Origin of the sequence: Nocardioides oleivorans, assembly GCF_004137255.1 — a bacterium.
GTDB lineage: Bacteria > Actinomycetota > Actinomycetes > Propionibacteriales > Nocardioidaceae > Nocardioides > Nocardioides oleivorans.
The window spans coordinates 872,508-890,028 of record NZ_SDWT01000001.1; the positions used below are offsets into that span (position 1 = coordinate 872,508).

The window sequence follows — 17,521 nt, forward strand, 5'->3', positions numbered from 1 at the left end:
CATGGACGCTACACGGGGCGGCGACTCGATGATCAGGCTCGAGGGCGTGGGCAAGACCTATCCCGACGGGACGGTCGCGGTCCACGAGCTCGACCTCGACGTCGCTCGCGGCGAGATGGTCTGCCTCGTCGGACCCTCCGGCTGCGGCAAGTCCACGACGCTGAAGATGATCAACCGGCTCATCGAGCCGACCACCGGTCGCATCTGGCTCGACGGGCAGGACGTCACCGACGCCGACCCGGTCGAGCTGCGTCGCGGCATCGGCTACGTCATCCAGCAGATCGGCCTGTTCCCCCACCAGCGCATCGAGCAGAACGTGATGACGGTGCCGCTGCTCTACGGCGAGTCGAAGGCGACCGCGCGCGAGCGCGCGCACGAGCTGCTGGACACGGTCGGGCTCGACCCGAAGCAGTACGCCCGTCGCTACCCGCACGAGCTGTCCGGTGGCCAGCGACAGCGCGTCGGCGTCGCCCGGGCGCTGGCGGCAAACCCGCCGGTCCTGCTGATGGACGAGCCGTTCGGCGCGGTCGACCCGGTCGTGCGCCACCGGTTGCAGGACGAGTTCCGCCGGCTCCAGGCCGAGCTCGGCAAGACCGTCGTCCTGGTCACCCACGACATCGACGAGGCGATCCGGATGGGCGACCGCGTGGCCGTGTTCGCCGCCGGCGGCCGCCTCGCCCAGTACGCCACCCCGGGCGAGCTGCTCGCCCACCCGGCCGACGAGCAGGTGGCCGACTTCGTCGGGGCGGGCGGGCTGCGCACGCTGACCGTCACCCGGCTCCGCGAGGAGCACCTCGAACCGCTCGACGGCGTCTCCACCGGCGACCTGGGCGCGGCGATCGACATCGACTCCTCGCTCGAGGACGCCCTCGCCGCGATGCTGCGCGACGACAAGCCGATGGTCGGGGTGCGCCGCGGGCCCACCTTCCTCGGGGTGCTGACGCCCGCCGGGGTGCACCGGGCGCTGCGCGAGTCGCTGCGCTGACGCGTCCTACCTGACCGTCACGTCCCGGTGCCAGGACTCGGTGACGTACTTCGTGCCCCAGCCCATCGAGGTGTAGAGCCCGTCGGCGCCGGTCGGTGAGTCGGCGTCGACCTCGAGTCCGACGCGGTCGCGGCCGCGGGAGGCGGCGTCGGCGATGATCGTGCGGAGCAGGCCGGTGGCGACGCCCCGCCCGCGGGCGGACTCCAGGACGCCGAGGTAGGAGACGTACGACCCGTCGGGTCCGGTCGCGGACTCGCTCACCGTCCCGACGAGGGCGCCGGCCGGCTCGCCGTCCTCGAGCTCGGCCAGCCACCAGTGGTCCCAGCGGTGGCCGGGGTCCTCGCGGAGGCGGTGGACGAACTCCTGGAGCGTCTCCTCGGCGGAGTTGAAGTGGTCGGTGAACGCCCCCTCGAGCACGTCGTGGACCGCGCGGAGGTCCTCGACGTCGGGCAGGCCGTCCCCCTGGCGCTCGACGAGCCGGAAGACCACGCCCTTGCGCTCCCAGCGGGCCGGGTCGGGCACCAGCTCGGCCTCCGCGGCCTCGACCGAGCGGCTCATCTGCCACCAGGTGCGCACGCGCGTGAAGCCGGCGTCCTCGAGCCAGCCGTGCTGGCGTACGTCGTCGGCGAAGGCCCCGGTGTCGATCTGCTGCTCGGCCAGCCCGCGGGCCGCTCCGACTACCTTCGCCTGCGCCTCGGCCCATGCGAAGAGGGCGTCGCTGCAGGCGTCGGCGGCGCGCTCGTCGATCTCGCGGTCGACGACGTGGACGAAGAGCATCCGGCCCTCCGCACGGTCGTGGACGCTCCCCCACGCCCGGATCCGCCCGTCGGGGTCGCGCACGACGAGGTTCTCCCGCATCGCGAGGCCGTGGTCGGAGACCTCGACCAGGACGTCGTCCTCACCGGCCCCGGCCCAGCCCCGGCCGGCGCGCTCGTGGCCGCGGAGCAGCTCGGTCAGCCGCTCGACCGTGGCCCGGTCAGCGCCGTCCGGCGCGTCGGCGTGCCACCCCGCGGGTAGTCCCGGGTCCTCGGGCAGGGCGTCGGCGGGGTCGCTCTCGAACCGGTTGTCCTCGGGAATCACGAGCGGTCATTCTTCCGCACGGCGCGCTCGCGCTGCCGGGCGGTGCGACGACAGGTCTCAGGCGCTGTGCTTGCGACGCGCGGCGGCGGCGCGGAGGGAGTCGACCTCGGCGCGGACGACGTCGAGCTCGGCCTCGAGCTCGGCGACGAGCACGATCGCCTCGGCGGCGCGGCCCTCGGCGTCGTCGCGACCGGCGTGAGCGGCGGACAGGCCGCGCTCGGCGGCGTCGGCACGGCGGGCCTCCTGGCCACGCTTGAGGGTCTGCTCGGCGGCGTTCTTCTGCGCCGACGAGAGGGCCTGCTCGAGGACGTCGATGGCCTCCTCGCGCTCGAGGATCCGGCGCGTCATGTCGGCAGCGAAGGCGTCGGTCTCGGCAGCCCGCTCCTCGGCGAGCGCCCGGTAGGCCTGGGCCTGGGCGGCGCGGTCCTGCGCGGCGTCGCGGCGGGCCTGCATCAGCTCGGAGTGGGTGATCCGGGTGGCGGCGGCACCGAGCACGAGCGCCAGGACGGCGGCGACGGACGTCAGGAGGGCCGACGCCGAGACGAGCGCGCCGACCACGACCACAGCGGCGATCGCCAGGAGGGCGACCGCGACGGCCAGGCGCGTGCTGCGCTGGCGGCGGCGAGCAGGCGTGCGGGACGCCTGTGACTGCTGAGGCTGCTGGGAAGGCATGGGGCCACCCTAGGGCTGTGGCTCGCCGCCGTCCGTGCGACACGCACGCTCGAGCACCAGCGAGGCGACCGTCACGACCAGCCCGCCGAGTGCCGCCACGAGCGAGCGCAGGATCCAGCGATCGGCGTACTGCGACGCGTCGCCCAGCCAGCTGATGGCGAACCCGAGGTACGCCGCACCCACCGCGGCGCCGCCCAGCGCGCAGGCGCGGGCCAGGACGAGCCGGTTCACCGACTGGTGCACCTCGAGGCGGTGACCGCGGACCTGCACCGTCTGCCAGGTGTGCCAGGCCAGGTAGGACATGATCCCGGCGACGAGCACGAGCGCCAGCGCCTGGGTCCACGACACCAGCGGCGGCTGGCCGGAGACCCGGACGGACACCGGGTGCAGGCCCCAGCCGAGGACCAGGCCGACCACCGCGCAGGTCGTCAGGGCCCGGGCCGACGTGGGACGGAGGGTGCCGCGTGGCTCCTGCGGCTCGTCGTCACGTCCCGGCTGGGTCACGCGGGCGTCACTCGACCTCGAGCGAGAGGTCCTCGCGCTTGCGGACGCCGGAGGAGTCGACCGCGGCGAGCAGGTCGGCGATCGGGCCGAGGTCGGGGAACACCGCGTCGGGCTCCAGGTCGTACCACGGCTGCAGCACGAAGGCGCGCTCGTGCGCCCGCGGGTGCGGCAGGCGCAGGAAGTCCTCGTTGGAGCGACGGTCGCCGACGACGATCAGGTCGACGTCGAGCGTGCGCGGGGCGTTGCGGACGTCGCTGCGCTCGCGGTCGTAGGCGTCCTCGATCGCCAGGGCGCGCTCCATCAGGCGCGCGGCCGGCAGCGTCGTGTCGGCCAGCACGACGGCGTTGAGGTACGGGCCTGAGTCCTCGGGCGCGTCGACAGGGTCGGTCTCGTAGATCCCGGAGACGCTGGTGACGAAGAAGTCGGGGGTGTCGGCGAGCGCGTCGACCGCGCCCTGCAACGACGAGAGCCGCTCACCCAGGTTGGACCCCAGTGCGACCACCACCCGGCGGATCGGGTGCATCTCCCCGGTGAGGGAGTCGGCGTCCACGATGTGGGGGTTCGGGGTCTCAGTCATGAGCGTTGCCTCGCGTTCTGGTGATCGTCAGCGCGACGTCCGAGAAGGTCGCGTCGATGGGCGCATCAGGTTTGTGGAGCGTGACTCGGGCCCATTCAACACGACTGTCCAACAGGCAGGTGTCCGCGATTCGCTGGACGACCGTTTCTATCAAGTCGACCGGGTCGCGCTCGACGGCGGCCTTCACGTCGTCGACCAGGGAGCCGTAGTTCACCGTGTCCGCGAGCGCGTCCGAGGCCGCTGCGGGGCGGGTGTCGATGCCCAGGACGAGGTCGACGACGAACACCTGGCCCTCCCGCTTCTCGAACTCGAAGACGCCGTGGTGCGCGAAGCACTCGATGCCCGTCACCGAGAGTTCATCCAAGGTTCTCTCCTCCTGGTCCGTGGCGCAGGGCGGCGACCACCGCCAGCGCGTCACGCGTGGCTCGTACGTCGTGCACGCGCAGCAGGTCGACCCCGCGCTCGGCCAGCAGGGCGACCAGCGCGGCGTGGGCGTGCTCGCGGTCGTCGACGCCCCGCGGGACGCCGTCGACGGCCAGGAGCGAGCCGAGGAACGACTTGCGGCTGGCTCCGACCAGCAGCGGGCACCCTAGCGTGGCGATCGCGTCGAGCCCGGCCAGCAGCGCCCAGCTGTGCCGGGCCTCCTTCGCGAAGCCCAGCCCGGGGTCGAGGACGATCCGCTCGCGCGGGATCCCGGCGGCCAGGGCCGCGTCGAGCCGCTCCCCCAGCTCGCGGCGCACGGTCTCGACCACGCCGTCGGGCGAGTAGTCGGTGAAGTCGCGCATCCGGTCGGCGTGGGCGCGCCAGTGCATCGCGACGTAGGTGACGTCGCTGCCCGCCACGACCGAGAGGATCCGGGGGTCCGCGAGGCCGCCGGAGACGTCGTTGACGACCGTGGCACCGGCCTCGAGCGCGGCCTCGGCGACCTCGGCGCGCATCGTGTCGACCGAGACGACCGCGCCGCCGGAGGCGAGCTCGCGGATCACCGGGACGACCCGGCCCAGCTCGTCGGCGACCAGCGGCCTGGTCGCGCCGGGCCGGGTGGACTCGCCGCCGATGTCGAGCAGGTCGGCGCCCTGGGCGAGCAGCTCGCGACCGTGCGCGACGGCGGACTCGGTGGTGTCGTAGAGGCCGCCGTCGGAGAAGGAGTCGGGGGTGACGTTGACGATCCCCATCACCCGGGGAGCAGCCCCCTGGTTCACCTGGTGCCCGAGCGGATCAGCGACATCGCCTCGGCACGCGTGGCCTGGTCGGTGAGCATGGTGCCGCGCACGGCGGAGGTGATGGTGCGTGCGCCGGCCTTGCGCACCCCGCGCATGGTCATGCAGAGGTGCTCGGCCTCGATCACGACGATCACGCCGCGCGCCTCGAGGATCTCCATGAGGGAGTCGGCGACCTGCGTGGTCAGCCGCTCCTGCACCTGCGGGCGCTTGGCATAGACGTCGACGAGCCGGGCCAGCTTGGACAGACCGGTGATCTTGCCGGTCACGGCCGGGATGTAGCCGACGTGCGCGACCCCGGTGAACGGCACGAGGTGGTGCTCGCACATCGACCACAGCTCGATGTCGCGGACCAGCACCATCTCCTCGTGCCCGAGGTCGAAGGTGGTGGTCAGCACCTCCTCGGCACTCTGGCGCAGGCCCTGGGTGACCTCGGCGTAGGCCCGAGCGACGCGCGCCGGGGTCTCGAGCAGGCCCTCGCGGTCGGGGTCCTCGCCGATCGCGACGAGCAGCTCGCGCACCGCGGCCTCGGCGCGGGCGTGGTCGAAGACGGGTACGTCCTCGGGTGCCCGCACCGGGGTCGAGATGGGGTCGGTCACGAGGACTCCGAGGTGGTCGGCGGGGTCGGCGCGTCGGGGCCGGGCGCCGGGCTGCCGTGGACGTCACCACCCGAGCCGGGCGGGGTGAGGATGGCGCCGGCGCCCTGCTCCTCGGGGACCGCGTCGACCTGGGCGCGGTCGCGGATCTCCTGCGGGATGTCGACCGGCGGCACCGTCGACGGCACCCGCTCCGGGGAGCCGGTCCAGGCGGGCCGGTTCGGACGGCGGGTGAGCGCCTCGAAGATCTCGGCGATCTCGGCCTTGTCGAGCGTCTCCTTGTCGAGGAGCGCCAGGACGAGGGCGTCGAGCACGTCGCGGTTGGTCTCGAGGATGTCGAAGGCCTCCTGGTGGGCGTGGCCCAGCAGCGCCTTGACCTCCTCGTCGACCGCGGCGGCCGTCTCCTCGGAGTAGTTGCGCGAGTGGCCCATGTCGCGGCCGAGGAACGGCTCGGAGTTGTTGTCGCCGAGCTTGACCGCGCCGAGGCGCTCGGTCATGCCGTACTGCGTCACCATCGCCCGGGCCAGGTTGGTGGCCTTCTCGATGTCGTTGCCGGCGCCGGAGGTGACGTCGTGGAAGATCAGCGCCTCCGCGGCCATGCCACCCAGCATGTAGGCCAGGGAGTCGAGCATCTCGCTGCGCGACTGGGAGTACTTGTCGCGGTCGGGCAGCACCATCGTGTAGCCCAGCGCGCGACCGCGCGGCAGGATCGTCACCTTGTGCACCGGGTCGGTGCCGGGCAGCGCCGCGGCGACCAGGGCGTGGCCGCCCTCGTGGTAGGCGGTGATGAGCTTCTCGCGCTCGCTCATCAGGCGCGTACGACGCTGCGGGCCGGCGATGACGCGGTCGATCGCCTCGTCGAGGGAGGCGTCGGTGATCAGCTTCTCGTTGGTGCGCGCGGTGAGCAGCGCCGCCTCGTTGAGCACGTTGGCCAGGTCGGCGCCGGTGAAGCCGGGCGTGCGGCGCGCGATGCTGAGCAGGTCGATGTCCTGCGCGATCGGCTTGCCGCGCGAGTGGACCTTCAGGATCTGGTGGCGACCGTTGAGGTCGGGTGCGTCGACCTGGATCTGCCGGTCGAAGCGGCCCGGGCGCAGGAGCGCCGGGTCGAGCACGTCGGGGCGGTTGGTGGCGGCGATGAGGATGACGCCGCCGCGCACGTCGAACCCGTCCATCTCGACGAGCAGCTGGTTGAGGGTCTGCTCGCGCTCGTCGTGGCCGCCGCCCATGCCGGCGCCGCGGTGGCGACCGACGGCGTCGATCTCGTCGATGAAGACGATCGCGGGCGCGTTCTCCTTGGCCTGCTCGAACAGGTCGCGGACGCGGCTCGCGCCGACGCCGACGAACATCTCGACGAAGTCGGAGCCGGAGATCGAGTAGAAGGGCACGCCGGCCTCGCCCGCCACGGCACGCGCGAGCAGGGTCTTGCCGGTGCCGGGCGGGCCGTAGAGCAGGACGCCCTTGGGGATCTTGGCGCCGACGGCCTGGAACTTGGCGGGCTCCTGGAGGAACTCCTTGATCTCGCCGAGCTCCTCGATCGCCTCCTCGCAACCGGCGACGTCGCTGAACGTCGTCTTCGGCATGTCCTTGGTGATCAGCTTGGCCTTGGACTTGGCGAACTGCATGACGCCGCGTCCGCCCCCGCCCTGGGCCTGGTTCATCAAGAAGATGAACAGCAAGATGATGAGCGCGAAGGGCAGCAGCGTCGCGAGCAGCGAGCCGAGGAAGCTCGGCTGCGGCATGTCGCCGTTGTAGCTGTCGATGGTGCCGTCGGCGAGCTGCTCGTCGATCGAGGCGAGCAGGGTCTCCTGCTGGCCGTCGACGTACTGGGCCACGACCTTGTCGCCGTCCTTGCGGACGCCGTCGTCGAGAGTGGCGCGGACCTCGAAGTCCACGCCGTTGATCTCGATCTCCTTGACCTTGCCCTCGTCGATGTAGGAGGCCATGGTCGAGGACTTCACCTCGTCGTAGCCGTCACTGGGTGCGAGGAACTGGATCGCCACGAGGACTGCGATGGCGGACAGGGCGATCCACAGCCACGGACCCTTGAATATGCGCTTCACAGGCAACTTTCAGCTGTTCGGAGATGAGGGACGCGACGCTACACGCCGCTCGGACGACCATTCTTCCAGCCGGGGTGAAGCAGGGCGACCCGATCTGCCCGCGACGGACTCCGGGGACGGTCCGGGAACCGTCCGGTCAGGAGTAGACGTGCGGCGCGAGCGTGCCGATGTCGCGCAGGTTGCGGTAGCGCTCGCGGTAGTCGAGGCCGTAGCCGACGACGAACTCGTTCGGGATGTCCCAGCCGACGTACTTCGGCTCGACGGGCATCGACAGCGCCTCCGGCTTGCGCAGCAGCGTGGCGATCTCGACGCTCGCCGGGCTGCGGCTGGAGAGGTTGTTGACCAGCCAGCTGAGCGTCAGGCCGGTGTCGATGATCTCGTCGACGATCAGCACGTCCCGGCCGCTGATGTCGGTGTCGAGGTCCTTGAGGATCCGCACGACACCGCTCGACTTGGTCCCGGAGCCGTAGGAGCTGACCGCCATCCAGTCCATCTCGAGGTGGACCGGCATCGCCCGCGCAAGGTCGGCCATCACCATCACCGCGCCCCGCAGGACCCCCACGACGAGCAGGTCCCGGCCGGCGTAGTCCTCGGTGATCTGCACGGCCATCTCCCCCAGCCGCTGCTGGATCTGGGCCTCGGTGAAGAGGATGTTGACCAGGTCGTGCTCCACGTGGGACGAGTCCATGGCTGCAGCCTAGGGCGCGTGACGTAGGCCGGTCAGCCCGGGGACGCGGCCCGGTGGGCGACCGGCCGCCCGGCCCGCATCCCGGCCGCGACCAGGGGGAGGCGGACGACGAAGGTGCTGCCGACATCGAGGCTGCTGGAGACCCCGAGGGTGCCGCCCATGAGGACGGTCAGCTGGCGACAGATCGCGAGCCCGAGGCCGATGCCGCCGAAGCGGCGGGTCGTGGAGGAGTCGACCTGGGTGAAGGACCCGAAGACCGAGTCGAGGTCGTCCTCGGCGATGCCGATGCCGGTGTCCTCGACGACGTACTCCACCATCGATCCCTCCGCCGCACGTCGCACGGCGAGCCGGACCCGACCGGACCCGGTGAACTTCACGGCGTTGTCGAGGAGGTTGCCGAGCACCTGCACGAGCCGCTCCGGGTCGCCCGCGACCTCCGCCGGCAGGTCGGGGTCGACGACGCACTCCATCGCGACACCGCGCGCCTCGGCGCACGGTCCGTAGGTGCTGACCAGGGTGTCGGCGAGGCGGCGCAGGTCGACCGGGACCGAGACCACCTCGAGCTGGCCTGCCTCGAGGCGCGAGTAGTCGAGGACGACGTCGACCAGCGAGCGCAGCACCGTGCCGGAGCGCCGTACGCGCTGCACCATGCCGCGCTGGAACTCGTCGAGCTCGGTCTCCTCGAGGAGCTCGCCGGCGCCGAGCACCATGGTCAGGGGCGTGCGGATCTCGTGGCTCATCGTGGCCAGGAACATCGACTTGGCGCGGTAGGCGTCGAGGGCCTCGTCCCGTGCGCGCGCGAGGTCGCGCAGGGCGCGCTGCTCGGCGCGGACCAGGCGTGCCGACCGGGCGAAGGCCAGCACGATCAGCACCGAGGCGCCGGCCACCAGGGCGTACGGCGTGTGGTCCGTGCCCTGGACGTGCGCGACGAGCTCGAGGAGCGGCGGCAGGAGGAGCGGCCCGAAGGCGATGGCGAGCTGGGGGATCGGCCGCCCGTGCGTGGACGGCACCGGGGACTCGGTGACCACCTCGCCCATCAGCCACGTGCTGCGCGCGAGGAGCGCCGGCGCGACCATCCAGGCCACGTCCATCAGCTCCAGCGACCACCCGCCGGGGGCCGTGAGGTAGGCGAGGTCGGCCAGCAGCCACAGCACGATGCCGATCCCGAACGTCACGTCCAGCGACCTGCGGGCCACCCGGCTGGTCACCACGCGCAGGACCAGGGCCAGCAGGACCGCGTCGGCGATCGGGTAGGCCGCCCAGACCGCGCGGGTGAACGCACTCACTCCGGGCTCGGCGACGATCGTGTCCACCGAGAGGTGCCACAGGACCAGGACACTGATGACGACGATGGTCGCGGCATCGATCGTGAAGTCGAGGTCGCGCCCCGCCCCGCTGTGTCGGAGCACGACGGCGAGGGCCGCGGCGATCAGGACGTAGGAACCGAACCAGGCCGGGTCGGCGACGGACACGTCCGTCCCTCGGCCCATCGCCCCGAGTGCCAGCCAGAGCGTGTCGCCGAGCGCGGTCAGCGCGATCCCTGCCGCGATCAACCGACCCACCAGCCGCTGGGGCGCGGGTGCGCGCCCGGCGCCGAACCAGGCAGCGGCGGCGGCGATCCAGAGGGCGGCGAGGTAGACCGCCCTGTCCAGCCGGTCGTCGGTGGAGACCAGGTGGACCACCACGGCGAGCGCGACGGCGAGACCGACCGCGAGGTCGGCACGGGGCCGGAAGGACGTCCTCACGGCGCTACGCCGATCGTCCCGCGACGAACACCCGGCCCGTCACGTCCGGGAGCCGATCAGGGCGGCCACGGCGCCCGAGAGCTCCGCGAGGGTGAAGGGCTTGGTCATGAACCGGTCGGCCCCGGAGGCGAACGCCCGGTCGCGCGTCTCCTGGTCGGCGTGCGCGGTGAGGATCATGATCGGGGTGTCCGGGATGTCCGGGCTCTCCCGCATCCGGGTGCACAGCTCACCGCCGTTCATCCCCGGCATGCTCCAGTCGAGCACCGCCACGTCGAACGCCTCGGTCGTGGCCACGTCGAGGGCGAGGAACGGGCTCTCGACGGCCACGGTCGTGTAGCCGGCTCGACGCAGCATGAGGCCGATCAGGTCCCTCATGTCCTGGTCGTCGTCGACCACGAGCACTCTGCGCATCACTACCCCCCACTGGGCTGGACCCGTTCGAGGGCCCAGTACCCAATTTCACGGGACAACGCGCCGGGGCGACAGCCGTCACGCGCAACGACGCCCCGAGTTCAGGCGATCGGCGTCTCGAACGTGACCAGCCCGTCGCGACGCGCCACCCGCAACGGACCGGGGAGGTCGATCCACTTCTGGCCACGCCAGTCGGTCACGAGGGCGTCGGCGGCGAGCACGTGGTCGCGGGTGAGCTCCGACGCCGGGGAGCCGGCCGCGAGCGCTGCGGCGCGCAGCACCCGGTGGCGGAGCGCGGGATGGAGCCGCGCGACGGCGTCGACGGCGAGCCCGTCCTCGCGCCGGGCCTCGGCCAGGGCGGCGGAAGCGAGGTCGTCGAGCAGCGCGATGTCGTCGCGCAGCTGCTCGGCGGTGCGCGCGAGGGCCCTCGCGACACCCGGGCCGAGCTCGTCCTCGAGCAGCGGGAGCACCCGCTCCCGCACCCGGACCCGGGTGTAGCCGGGGTCGTGGTTGTGCGGGTCGTCCCACGCCTCGAGCCCCTCGACCTGGCAGGCGGTCACGGTGTCGTCACGGCGTACGCCGAGCAGCGGGCGCGCGAAGACGCCGAAGCCCGGGCGCATGCCCTGCAGCGACCGACCGCCCGAGCCCCGGGCGAGGCCGAGCAGGACGGTCTCGGCCTGGTCGTCGAGCGTGTGCCCGAGCAGCACCACCGCGGCGCCGAGGTGCTCGGCGACCTGCTCCAGGACGGCGTACCTCGCCTCCCGGGCGGCCGCCTCGGGACCCATCCCGGACGCGGCGTCGACCTCGACGCGGGCGGTGAGCGTCTCGTCGACCCCCATCGCGGCGAGCTGTACGACGACGCGCTCGGCCTGCTCGGCCGACCCGGGCTGCAGGCCGTGGTCGACCGTCGCGCCGACCACCCGCAGGCCGAGGCGACGGCCCTCGAACACCGCGGCGGAGGCCAGCGCGAGCGAGTCGGCGCCTCCGCTGCAGGCGACCACCACGACGTCGCCGGGCGCGAGCCCGGACAGCGTGGACCGCACGGGCACCCGGACGGCCGCGACCGAGGGGTGCAGGGTCACAGGACGCGGGCGACCCAGGCGTCGGGGTCGTTGATCTCGTCCTTCGACGGCAGCGTCTCGGGGCCGGTCCAGACGGCGTTGAACTCCTCCATGCCGACCTTGTCGACGACGTGGCGCACGAAGATCGCCCCGTCGCGGTACTGCGCCATCTTGGTCTCGAGGCCGAGCAGCCGGCGCAGCAGCTTGTCGAGCGGGCCGAGCCCACCGCGACGCTTGTCGAACTTCTTGCGGATCGAGGCCACCGAGCCGATCACGCTGGGACCGACCCCGTCCATCACGACGTCGGCGTGGCCCTCGAGCAGCGACATCACGCCGGTGACCCGGTCGAGGATCTCCTTCTGCTCCGGGGACGAGACGAGGTCGAGGATGCTGCCCTGCCCGGACCTGATCGCCTCCGCACCGCGACGCAGGCCCTCGGCGAGGTTGCTCGGCTCGAGGGTGTCGGCGATCGCGGCCATCTGGCTCTCGAGGTGGCCGGCCAGCCACGGGTTCGCCGTGAACTGCACCCGGTGGGTCTCCTCGTGCAGGCACACCCAGAGCCGGAAGTCGCTCGGGTCGGCGGACATCTCCCGCTCGATCTGGACGATGTTCGGGGCGACCAGCAGCAGCCGGCCGTGCGGGTCGAAGAACGGGTCGAACTGGCCGAGCACCTTGGAGCTCAGGAAGCCGAGCATCAGCCCCACCTCGCTGCCGGTGACGCGCGAGCCGATCGTCTGGGCCAGCGCGGACGGCGGTCCCCGGCGCTCGGCCTTCTCCGACAGCTTGTCGCTGATCGGCCCGAGGATCTTGGCGAAGCCGTCGGCGTTGGCCTGGATCCACCCGGCCCGGTCCACCACGAGCACCGGCGCCGTGCCCGGCACGGTCTGCAGGCCGGTGTAGTCGCTCACCAGCGGCGTCGACCGGGCGGCTCCCTCGCGCAGCTCGACCACCGCGGCGGCCGCCTCGTCGGGGCTCACGTCCGGCCCCGGGCCGGCCAGCCTGGTGCCGACGGTGACGGCGAAGTCCCAGTCGACGAGATTCATGTCACGACCCTAGCGGGGTGGCCGTGAGCGGGGCGGCCGTAAGCAGGGCGGCCGTCCGCGGGGGTTGCCGTCCGCGGCGCGCCCGTGAAGTAAGGACGAGGGCTGCGTCCTGGAGGAGCGCAGCGGGGGAAAGGGCGCGGCAACGAGGACGCACGAGCGGGCTTCCAGCGCCGCGGACACGCGCCGAAGCGAAGCGGAGGCGCCAAAAAGCACCGTGATCCATGGTCACGGTCGACCAGATCCACGGCCCTGGTCTCGACACGGGCGCCAGGGCGCCCTGCTCAACCAGCGGCCGGGGTCGAACACCGGCACGCGGCGAGCGCGCCGGCGGCGCGGTCGAGCGCGTCGCGCGCGTCGAGGGACTTGTCCTCCGCGACCCGGTCGGCGGCGAGCACGAACACCATCGGCTCGCCGTCGCGGTCGACCGCGATCCCGGCGAGCGCGTGGACACCGGTGAGGGTGCCGGTCTTGGCGCGCACCAGCCCGCGGGCCAGCGCGGGCCCGTCGGCGAAGCGGTAGGTCAGCGACCCGGTGAATCCGGCGACCGGGAGGCCGGTGAGGAGGTTGCGCATCGCGTCGCCGTCGGGGCCGGCGGCGTGCTGGAGCAGCTGCAGCACCGTGGTGGTCGAGACCCGGTTGCGCCGCGACAGGCCGGAGCCGTCGTACACCTCGTCGCCGGTGACGTCGACGCCCAGCCCGGAGAGCGTGCCGAGCACCGCGGCGGCACCGGCTTCGAACGACCCGGTGCCGGACACCGCGAGGCCCACCTGGTGGCCGACGACCTCGGCTCCCTCGTTGTCGCTGACGTCGAGGATGCGCTCGGCGACCTCGGACAGCGGCGCGCTCTCGACCGAGGCGAGCACCTCGGCGTCGGGCTGCACGACGACCCGCTGCGGCTCGCCGGCCACCTCCACGCCCGCAGCACGGAGGGCGTCGGCGAAGACCCGGGCGGCGGCCAGGGACGGGTCGTCGGAGCGGGACAGCCCATCGGCAGCGATGCCGCTGTCGACCATCAGCGAGGTGATCGGGCTGACGACGTCGTCGGGGACGTAGTCGCGGCGCCACGCGGGGTTGTCGGTCGGTCCGGAGAAGAGGCTGTCGTCGAAGCGGACGCGCACCTTGCCGAGACCCTGCAGCGCGTCGGCGGCCTGCACGGCGAGGGTGGTGGCGTCGGCCCGGGCGGGGTACGTCGACCCGGCCTCGGCGACCGTCAGCGGCTGGCTGGCGAGCAAGGGGTCTCCCCCGCCGACGAGCACGACCTCGCGCGGCCCGTCGCCGCGCACGACGGTGGTGGTGAAGGTGCGGTCGGGCCCGAGGACGTCGAGCGCCGCGCCGAGGGTGAGCAGCTTGGTCGTGGAGGCCGGCAGGTAGCGGCCGTCGCCGCTCGTCCAGACCTCCCCGCCCGGGGCCAGGGAACTGACTGCGCCGACGACGTGGGGGCCGAGGTCGGGGTCGGCGAGCCGCCTCGCGACGGCGGCCTCGACCCGGTCGGGCGCGATCGCGGAGGCCTCGTCGACGGGCTGCGCGTCGGCTGCGGGCGTGGTCCACTCGGGCAGCTCGAGGCCGGCGGGCGGCAGCACCTGCTCCGGCTCGGTCGCCGGGTCGGCGGAGAGCCACGGGAGGTAGCGCTGGCCCCAGTCGTAGCGGTAGGCGCCGACCCCGGCGCCCAGCAGCGCGACGACGAGGAGCACGGGCAGCCACACCCCGACGAGGTGGCGTACCTCACGTCGCCCACGTTTCGACCCTCTTGCTTCGCGCATCGGGGTCATTGTGCGCGACACTGCCCCCGAAGACTTCCCCCCGGGCTCCCGTCCGGGGGCAGAGTGTGATCTGAGACGGCCCGACGGCGTGCCGAGACTGTGGAGGAAGACGTGCTGAGCTTCGACGTGCTGGTGGAGATCCCCAAGGGCGAGCGCAACAAGTACGAGGTCGACCACGAGTCGGGCCGCATCCGTCTGGACCGCATGCTCTTCACCTCGACCGCCTACCCGGCCGACTACGGCTACATCGAGAACACGCTGGGTCAGGACGGCGACCCGCTCGACGCGCTCGTGATCCTCCAGTCGCCGACCTTCCCGGGCTGCCTCATCGAGTGCCGCGCGATCGGCATGTTCCGGATGACCGATGAGGCCGGCGGCGACGACAAGGTCCTCTGCGTGCCCAGCCACGACCCGCGCCTGGAGCACCTCCGCGACATCAACCACGTCTCCAAGTACGACCGCCTGGAGATCCAGCACTTCTTCGAGGTCTACAAGGACCTCGAGCCCGGCAAGTCCGTCGAGGGTGCCGACTGGGTCGGCCGCACCGAGGCCGAGGCCGAGGTCCACGCCTCGTTCGAGCGCTTCAAGGCCATCGGCCACGGCAACGACGTCGACAACCTCGCCGACGACAGCCTGGGCGAGGACGCCTGATCCTCGGCTCGCCAGAGCTGCTGTAACGACCTCAGGCGGCGCTCGCCTCGCTCGCGGCCGCGACGGGCGCTGCCACCTCCAGGGCCTCGGCCAGGATGTCGGTGACCCGCCCGACCGGGCGCACGTCGAGCTCGGCGAGCAGCTCGGCCGGTACGTCGTCGAGGTCGGGGCGGTTGCGCTCCGGGACGAACACCACGGCGAGCCCCGCCCTCTGCGCGGCCAGCAGCTTCTGCTTCACGCCGCCGATCGGGAGCACGCGGCCGGACAGGGTCACCTCGCCGGTCATCCCGACGTCGGAGCGCACCGGGCGACCGGTCAGCAGCGACACGAGCGCGGTCACCATCGTGACGCCCGCGGACGGCCCGTCCTTGGGGATCGCGCCGGCCGGGAAGTGCACGTGGATCGCCTTCTCGAAGACGGCCGGGTCGATCCCGAGCTCGCCCGCGTGCGCACGCACCCAGGACAGCGCGATCGAGGCCGACTCCTTCATCACGTCACCGAGCTGGCCGGTGACGGTGAGGCCCGCAGGTCCGTCGGACACCGACGTCTCGACGTACAGCACGTCCCCGCCGAGGCCCGTGACGGCCAGGCCGGTCGCGACGCCGGGCACGTCGGTGCGCTCGTGCGTGTCGGGTGTGAAGCGCGGGCGGCCGACCAGGTCGACGAGGCCGTCCCGGTCGATGTCCATCCGCTCCACGTCGCCGGTTGCGAGCCGCGTCGCGGCCTTGCGGAACGCCTTCGCCAGCAGCCGCTCGAGCTGTCGTACGCCGGCCTCGCGGGTGTAGTTGGCGGCGATCTCGCCGAGCGCGTCGTCCGAGATCGTCACCTCCTCGGGCGTCAGGGCGGCCCGCTCGAGCTGGCGTGGCACGAGGAAGTCGCGGGCGATGGCGACCTTGTCGTCCTCGGTGTAGCCGTCGATCGTCACCAGCTCCATGCGGTCCAGGAGTGCCGACGGGATCTGCTCGACCACGTTGGCGGTGGCGATGAAGAGCACGTCGGACAGGTCGAGGTCGAGCTCGAGGTAGTGGTCGCGGAAGGTGTGGTTCTGCGCCGGGTCGAGCACCTCGAGCAGCGCCGCGGCCGGGTCACCGCGGTAGTCGGCGCCGACCTTGTCGACCTCGTCGAGCAGGACGACCGGGTTCATCGACCCCGCCTCCTTGATGGCCCGCACGATGCGACCCGGGAGGGCTCCGACGTACGTCCGGCGGTGGCCGCGGACCTCCGCCTCGTCGCGCACGCCGCCGAGGGCGACGCGGACGAAGTTGCGTCCGAGCGCGCGCGCGACGGACTCGCCGAGCGACGTCTTGCCGACACCGGGAGGCCCGGCCAGCAGCACGACGGCGCCGGACCCGCGTCCGCCGATGACCTCCAGGCCGCGCTCGGCCCGACGGGCACGCACCGCGAGGTACTCGGTGATCCTGTCCTTGACCTCGTCGAGGCCGTGGTGGTCGGCGTCGAGCACGGCGCGCGCGGCGGCGACGTCGTGGGAGTCCTCGGTGCGCTCGTTCCACGGCAGCTCGAGGACGGTGTCGAGCCAGGTGCGGATCCAGCCGGCCTCGGGGGCCTGGTCGCTGGAGCGCTCGAGCTTGTCGACCTCGCGCAGCGCCGCCTCGCGGACCGCCTCGGGCAGGTCGGCCGACTCGACGCGGGCGCGGTAGTCGTCGGAGCCGTCGGGCTCGCCCTCGCCGAGCTCCTTGCGGATCGCGGCGAGCTGCTGACGCAGCACGAACTCGCGCTGCGTCTTCTCCAGGCCCTCGCGCACGTCGTTGCTGATCTTGTCGGTGACCTCGTCCTCGGTGTCGTAGGACCGGGTCCACTCGAGCAGCAGCCTCAGGCGCTCGCCCACGTCGGGCGTCTCGAGGACCTGGCGCTTCTGGTCGTCGGAGAGGTACGGCGCGTATCCGGAGGTGTCGGCGAGCACGTCCGGGTCGGTGATCCGACGGACGTTCTCGATGATCTGCCACGCCTCGCGGCGCTCCAGGATCGAGACCACGAGCGCGCGGTAGTCCTCGGCGAGGGCGCGCAGCTCGTCGGTCACGAGTGTCTCGGGGACGGCCTCGGCCTCGACCCACAGGGCCGCCCCGGGACCGGGGACACCCGCGCCGATCGCGACGCGGCGCTCCGCGCGCAGGACGGCGGCGGGCTTGCCGCCCGCGAAGCGGCCGACCCGGTCGACGACGGCCACCACGCCGTGGGTGGCGTACCTGTCCTCGAGGCGGGGCGCCACCAGGACGCGCGAGGGCTCGTCGCCCGCCTCGCCGGTCCGGCTCGTGTCGTGGGCGAGGCGCGCGGCGTCGATCGCCGCGCGGGCGGAGTCGTCGAGCTCGATGGGCACGACCATGCCGGGCAGCACGACCGTGTCGTGGAGGAACACCACGGGAAGCGACAGGTTCTGGGTCATGCTCGCTTCAACGTGCGGGAAACGGAGGATGATTCCGGTTGCGGTTTCGCCCACCGCGAACGCTCGC

17 protein-coding genes are annotated in these 17,521 nt (G+C 72.6%); 2 read left to right on the top strand and 15 right to left on the bottom strand.

The annotated features are described in order from the left end of the window. Position 1: 1 nt before the first annotated feature. A complete protein-coding gene (locus tag EUA93_RS04220) occupies positions 2-985 on the top strand; it encodes an ABC transporter ATP-binding protein (protein ID WP_242497232.1) in 984 nt (327 codons plus the stop codon). A 6-nt stretch (positions 986-991) separates the two neighbouring features. Here EUA93_RS04220 and EUA93_RS04225 read toward each other — a convergent pair whose 3' ends face one another. The 14 genes from EUA93_RS04225 to dacB all read right to left on the bottom strand — a co-directional run bounded on the left by EUA93_RS04225 (position 992) and on the right by dacB (position 14,402). Further along, positions 992-2,065, bottom strand: a complete 1,074-nt coding sequence (locus EUA93_RS04225) for a GNAT family N-acetyltransferase (RefSeq protein WP_207208600.1) — start codon at positions 2,063-2,065, stop codon at positions 992-994. A gap of 57 nt (positions 2,066-2,122) precedes the next feature. Next, positions 2,123-2,737 carry a hypothetical protein gene (locus EUA93_RS04230; protein WP_129398991.1) on the bottom strand — a complete coding sequence of 205 codons (615 nt, stop codon included), beginning with the start codon at positions 2,735-2,737 and terminating at the stop codon, positions 2,123-2,125. A gap of 9 nt (positions 2,738-2,746) precedes the next feature. After that, complete coding sequence (locus tag EUA93_RS04235; protein ID WP_129398992.1) at positions 2,747-3,241, bottom strand: DUF3180 domain-containing protein; 495 nt, start codon at positions 3,239-3,241, stop codon at positions 2,747-2,749. 7 nt (positions 3,242-3,248) lie between these two features. After that, a complete protein-coding gene (gene folK, locus EUA93_RS04240; protein WP_129398993.1) occupies positions 3,249-3,818 on the bottom strand; it encodes a 2-amino-4-hydroxy-6-hydroxymethyldihydropteridine diphosphokinase in 570 nt (189 codons plus the stop codon). Further along, complete coding sequence (folB, locus tag EUA93_RS04245) at positions 3,811-4,167, bottom strand: dihydroneopterin aldolase (protein WP_242497233.1); 357 nt, start codon at positions 4,165-4,167, stop codon at positions 3,811-3,813. Before folB ends, folK begins: the two co-directional genes overlap by 8 nt. Positions 4,168-4,174: 7 nt before the next feature. Beyond that, on the bottom strand, positions 4,175-4,993 hold the full coding sequence (gene folP, locus EUA93_RS04250) for a dihydropteroate synthase (protein WP_129401076.1): 819 nt from the start codon (positions 4,991-4,993) through the stop codon (positions 4,175-4,177). A gap of 23 nt (positions 4,994-5,016) precedes the next feature. Beyond that, positions 5,017-5,637 carry a GTP cyclohydrolase I FolE gene (gene folE / locus EUA93_RS04255; RefSeq protein WP_129398994.1) on the bottom strand — a complete coding sequence of 207 codons (621 nt, stop codon included), beginning with the start codon at positions 5,635-5,637 and terminating at the stop codon, positions 5,017-5,019. Beyond that, positions 5,634-7,694 carry an ATP-dependent zinc metalloprotease FtsH gene (gene ftsH, locus EUA93_RS04260; RefSeq protein WP_338036339.1) on the bottom strand — a complete coding sequence of 687 codons (2,061 nt, stop codon included), beginning with the start codon at positions 7,692-7,694 and terminating at the stop codon, positions 5,634-5,636. The genes folE and ftsH overlap by 4 nt, the downstream gene beginning before the upstream one ends. Positions 7,695-7,830: 136 nt before the next feature. Beyond that, positions 7,831-8,382, bottom strand: coding sequence for a hypoxanthine phosphoribosyltransferase (gene hpt, locus EUA93_RS04265; RefSeq protein ID WP_129398996.1), 552 nt, complete (start codon positions 8,380-8,382; stop codon positions 7,831-7,833). A gap of 32 nt (positions 8,383-8,414) precedes the next feature. After that, the gene (locus tag EUA93_RS04270; protein WP_129398997.1) at positions 8,415-10,127 is read right to left on the bottom strand and encodes a sensor histidine kinase; all 1,713 of its coding nucleotides are present in this window, start codon (positions 10,125-10,127) and stop codon (positions 8,415-8,417) included. A gap of 39 nt (positions 10,128-10,166) precedes the next feature. After that, on the bottom strand, positions 10,167-10,538 hold the full coding sequence (locus EUA93_RS04275; protein WP_129398998.1) for a response regulator: 372 nt from the start codon (positions 10,536-10,538) through the stop codon (positions 10,167-10,169). A 101-nt stretch (positions 10,539-10,639) separates the two neighbouring features. Continuing rightward, a complete protein-coding gene (gene tilS, locus EUA93_RS04280; protein WP_129398999.1) occupies positions 10,640-11,620 on the bottom strand; it encodes a tRNA lysidine(34) synthetase TilS in 981 nt (326 codons plus the stop codon). After that, positions 11,617-12,642 (bottom strand): zinc-dependent metalloprotease, encoded by a 1,026-nt coding sequence (locus tag EUA93_RS04285; protein ID WP_129399000.1) that lies wholly within the window; start codon positions 12,640-12,642, stop codon positions 11,617-11,619. Before EUA93_RS04285 ends, tilS begins: the two co-directional genes overlap by 4 nt. Positions 12,643-12,923: 281 nt before the next feature. Then, positions 12,924-14,402, bottom strand: coding sequence for a D-alanyl-D-alanine carboxypeptidase/D-alanyl-D-alanine endopeptidase (dacB, locus tag EUA93_RS04290; protein WP_165355048.1), 1,479 nt, complete (start codon positions 14,400-14,402; stop codon positions 12,924-12,926). A gap of 114 nt (positions 14,403-14,516) precedes the next feature. Here dacB and EUA93_RS04295 point away from each other — a divergent pair, with 114 nt between their 5' ends. After that, positions 14,517-15,053, top strand: a complete 537-nt coding sequence (locus tag EUA93_RS04295) for an inorganic diphosphatase (RefSeq protein WP_129401077.1) — start codon at positions 14,517-14,519, stop codon at positions 15,051-15,053. 31 nt (positions 15,054-15,084) lie between these two features. Here the strand turns inward: EUA93_RS04295 and lon are convergent, their stop codons facing one another. Beyond that, a complete protein-coding gene (gene lon, locus EUA93_RS04300; protein WP_129399002.1) occupies positions 15,085-17,454 on the bottom strand; it encodes an endopeptidase La in 2,370 nt (789 codons plus the stop codon). Positions 17,455-17,521: the final 67 nt, after the last annotated feature.

Bases quoted from the DNA above. Each gene is read 5' to 3' on its own strand.
- EUA93_RS04230 (WP_129398991.1), bottom strand. From the start codon at position 2,737: ATGCCTTCCCAGCAGCCTCAGCAGTCACAGGCGTCCCGCACGCCTGCT.
- EUA93_RS04275 (WP_129398998.1), bottom strand. From the start codon at position 10,538: ATGCGCAGAGTGCTCGTGGTCGACGACGACCAGGACATGAGGGACCTG.
- folP (WP_129401076.1), bottom strand. From the start codon at position 4,993: ATGGGGATCGTCAACGTCACCCCCGACTCCTTCTCCGACGGCGGCCTC.
- hpt (WP_129398996.1), bottom strand. From the start codon at position 8,382: ATGGACTCGTCCCACGTGGAGCACGACCTGGTCAACATCCTCTTCACC.
- lon (WP_129399002.1), bottom strand. From the start codon at position 17,454: ATGACCCAGAACCTGTCGCTTCCCGTGGTGTTCCTCCACGACACGGTC.
- dacB (WP_165355048.1), bottom strand. From the start codon at position 14,402: ATGCGCGAAGCAAGAGGGTCGAAACGTGGGCGACGTGAGGTACGCCAC.
- EUA93_RS04220 (WP_242497232.1), top strand. From the start codon at position 2: ATGGACGCTACACGGGGCGGCGACTCGATGATCAGGCTCGAGGGCGTG.
- folK (WP_129398993.1), bottom strand. From the start codon at position 3,818: ATGACTGAGACCCCGAACCCCCACATCGTGGACGCCGACTCCCTCACC.
- EUA93_RS04285 (WP_129399000.1), bottom strand. From the start codon at position 12,642: ATGAATCTCGTCGACTGGGACTTCGCCGTCACCGTCGGCACCAGGCTG.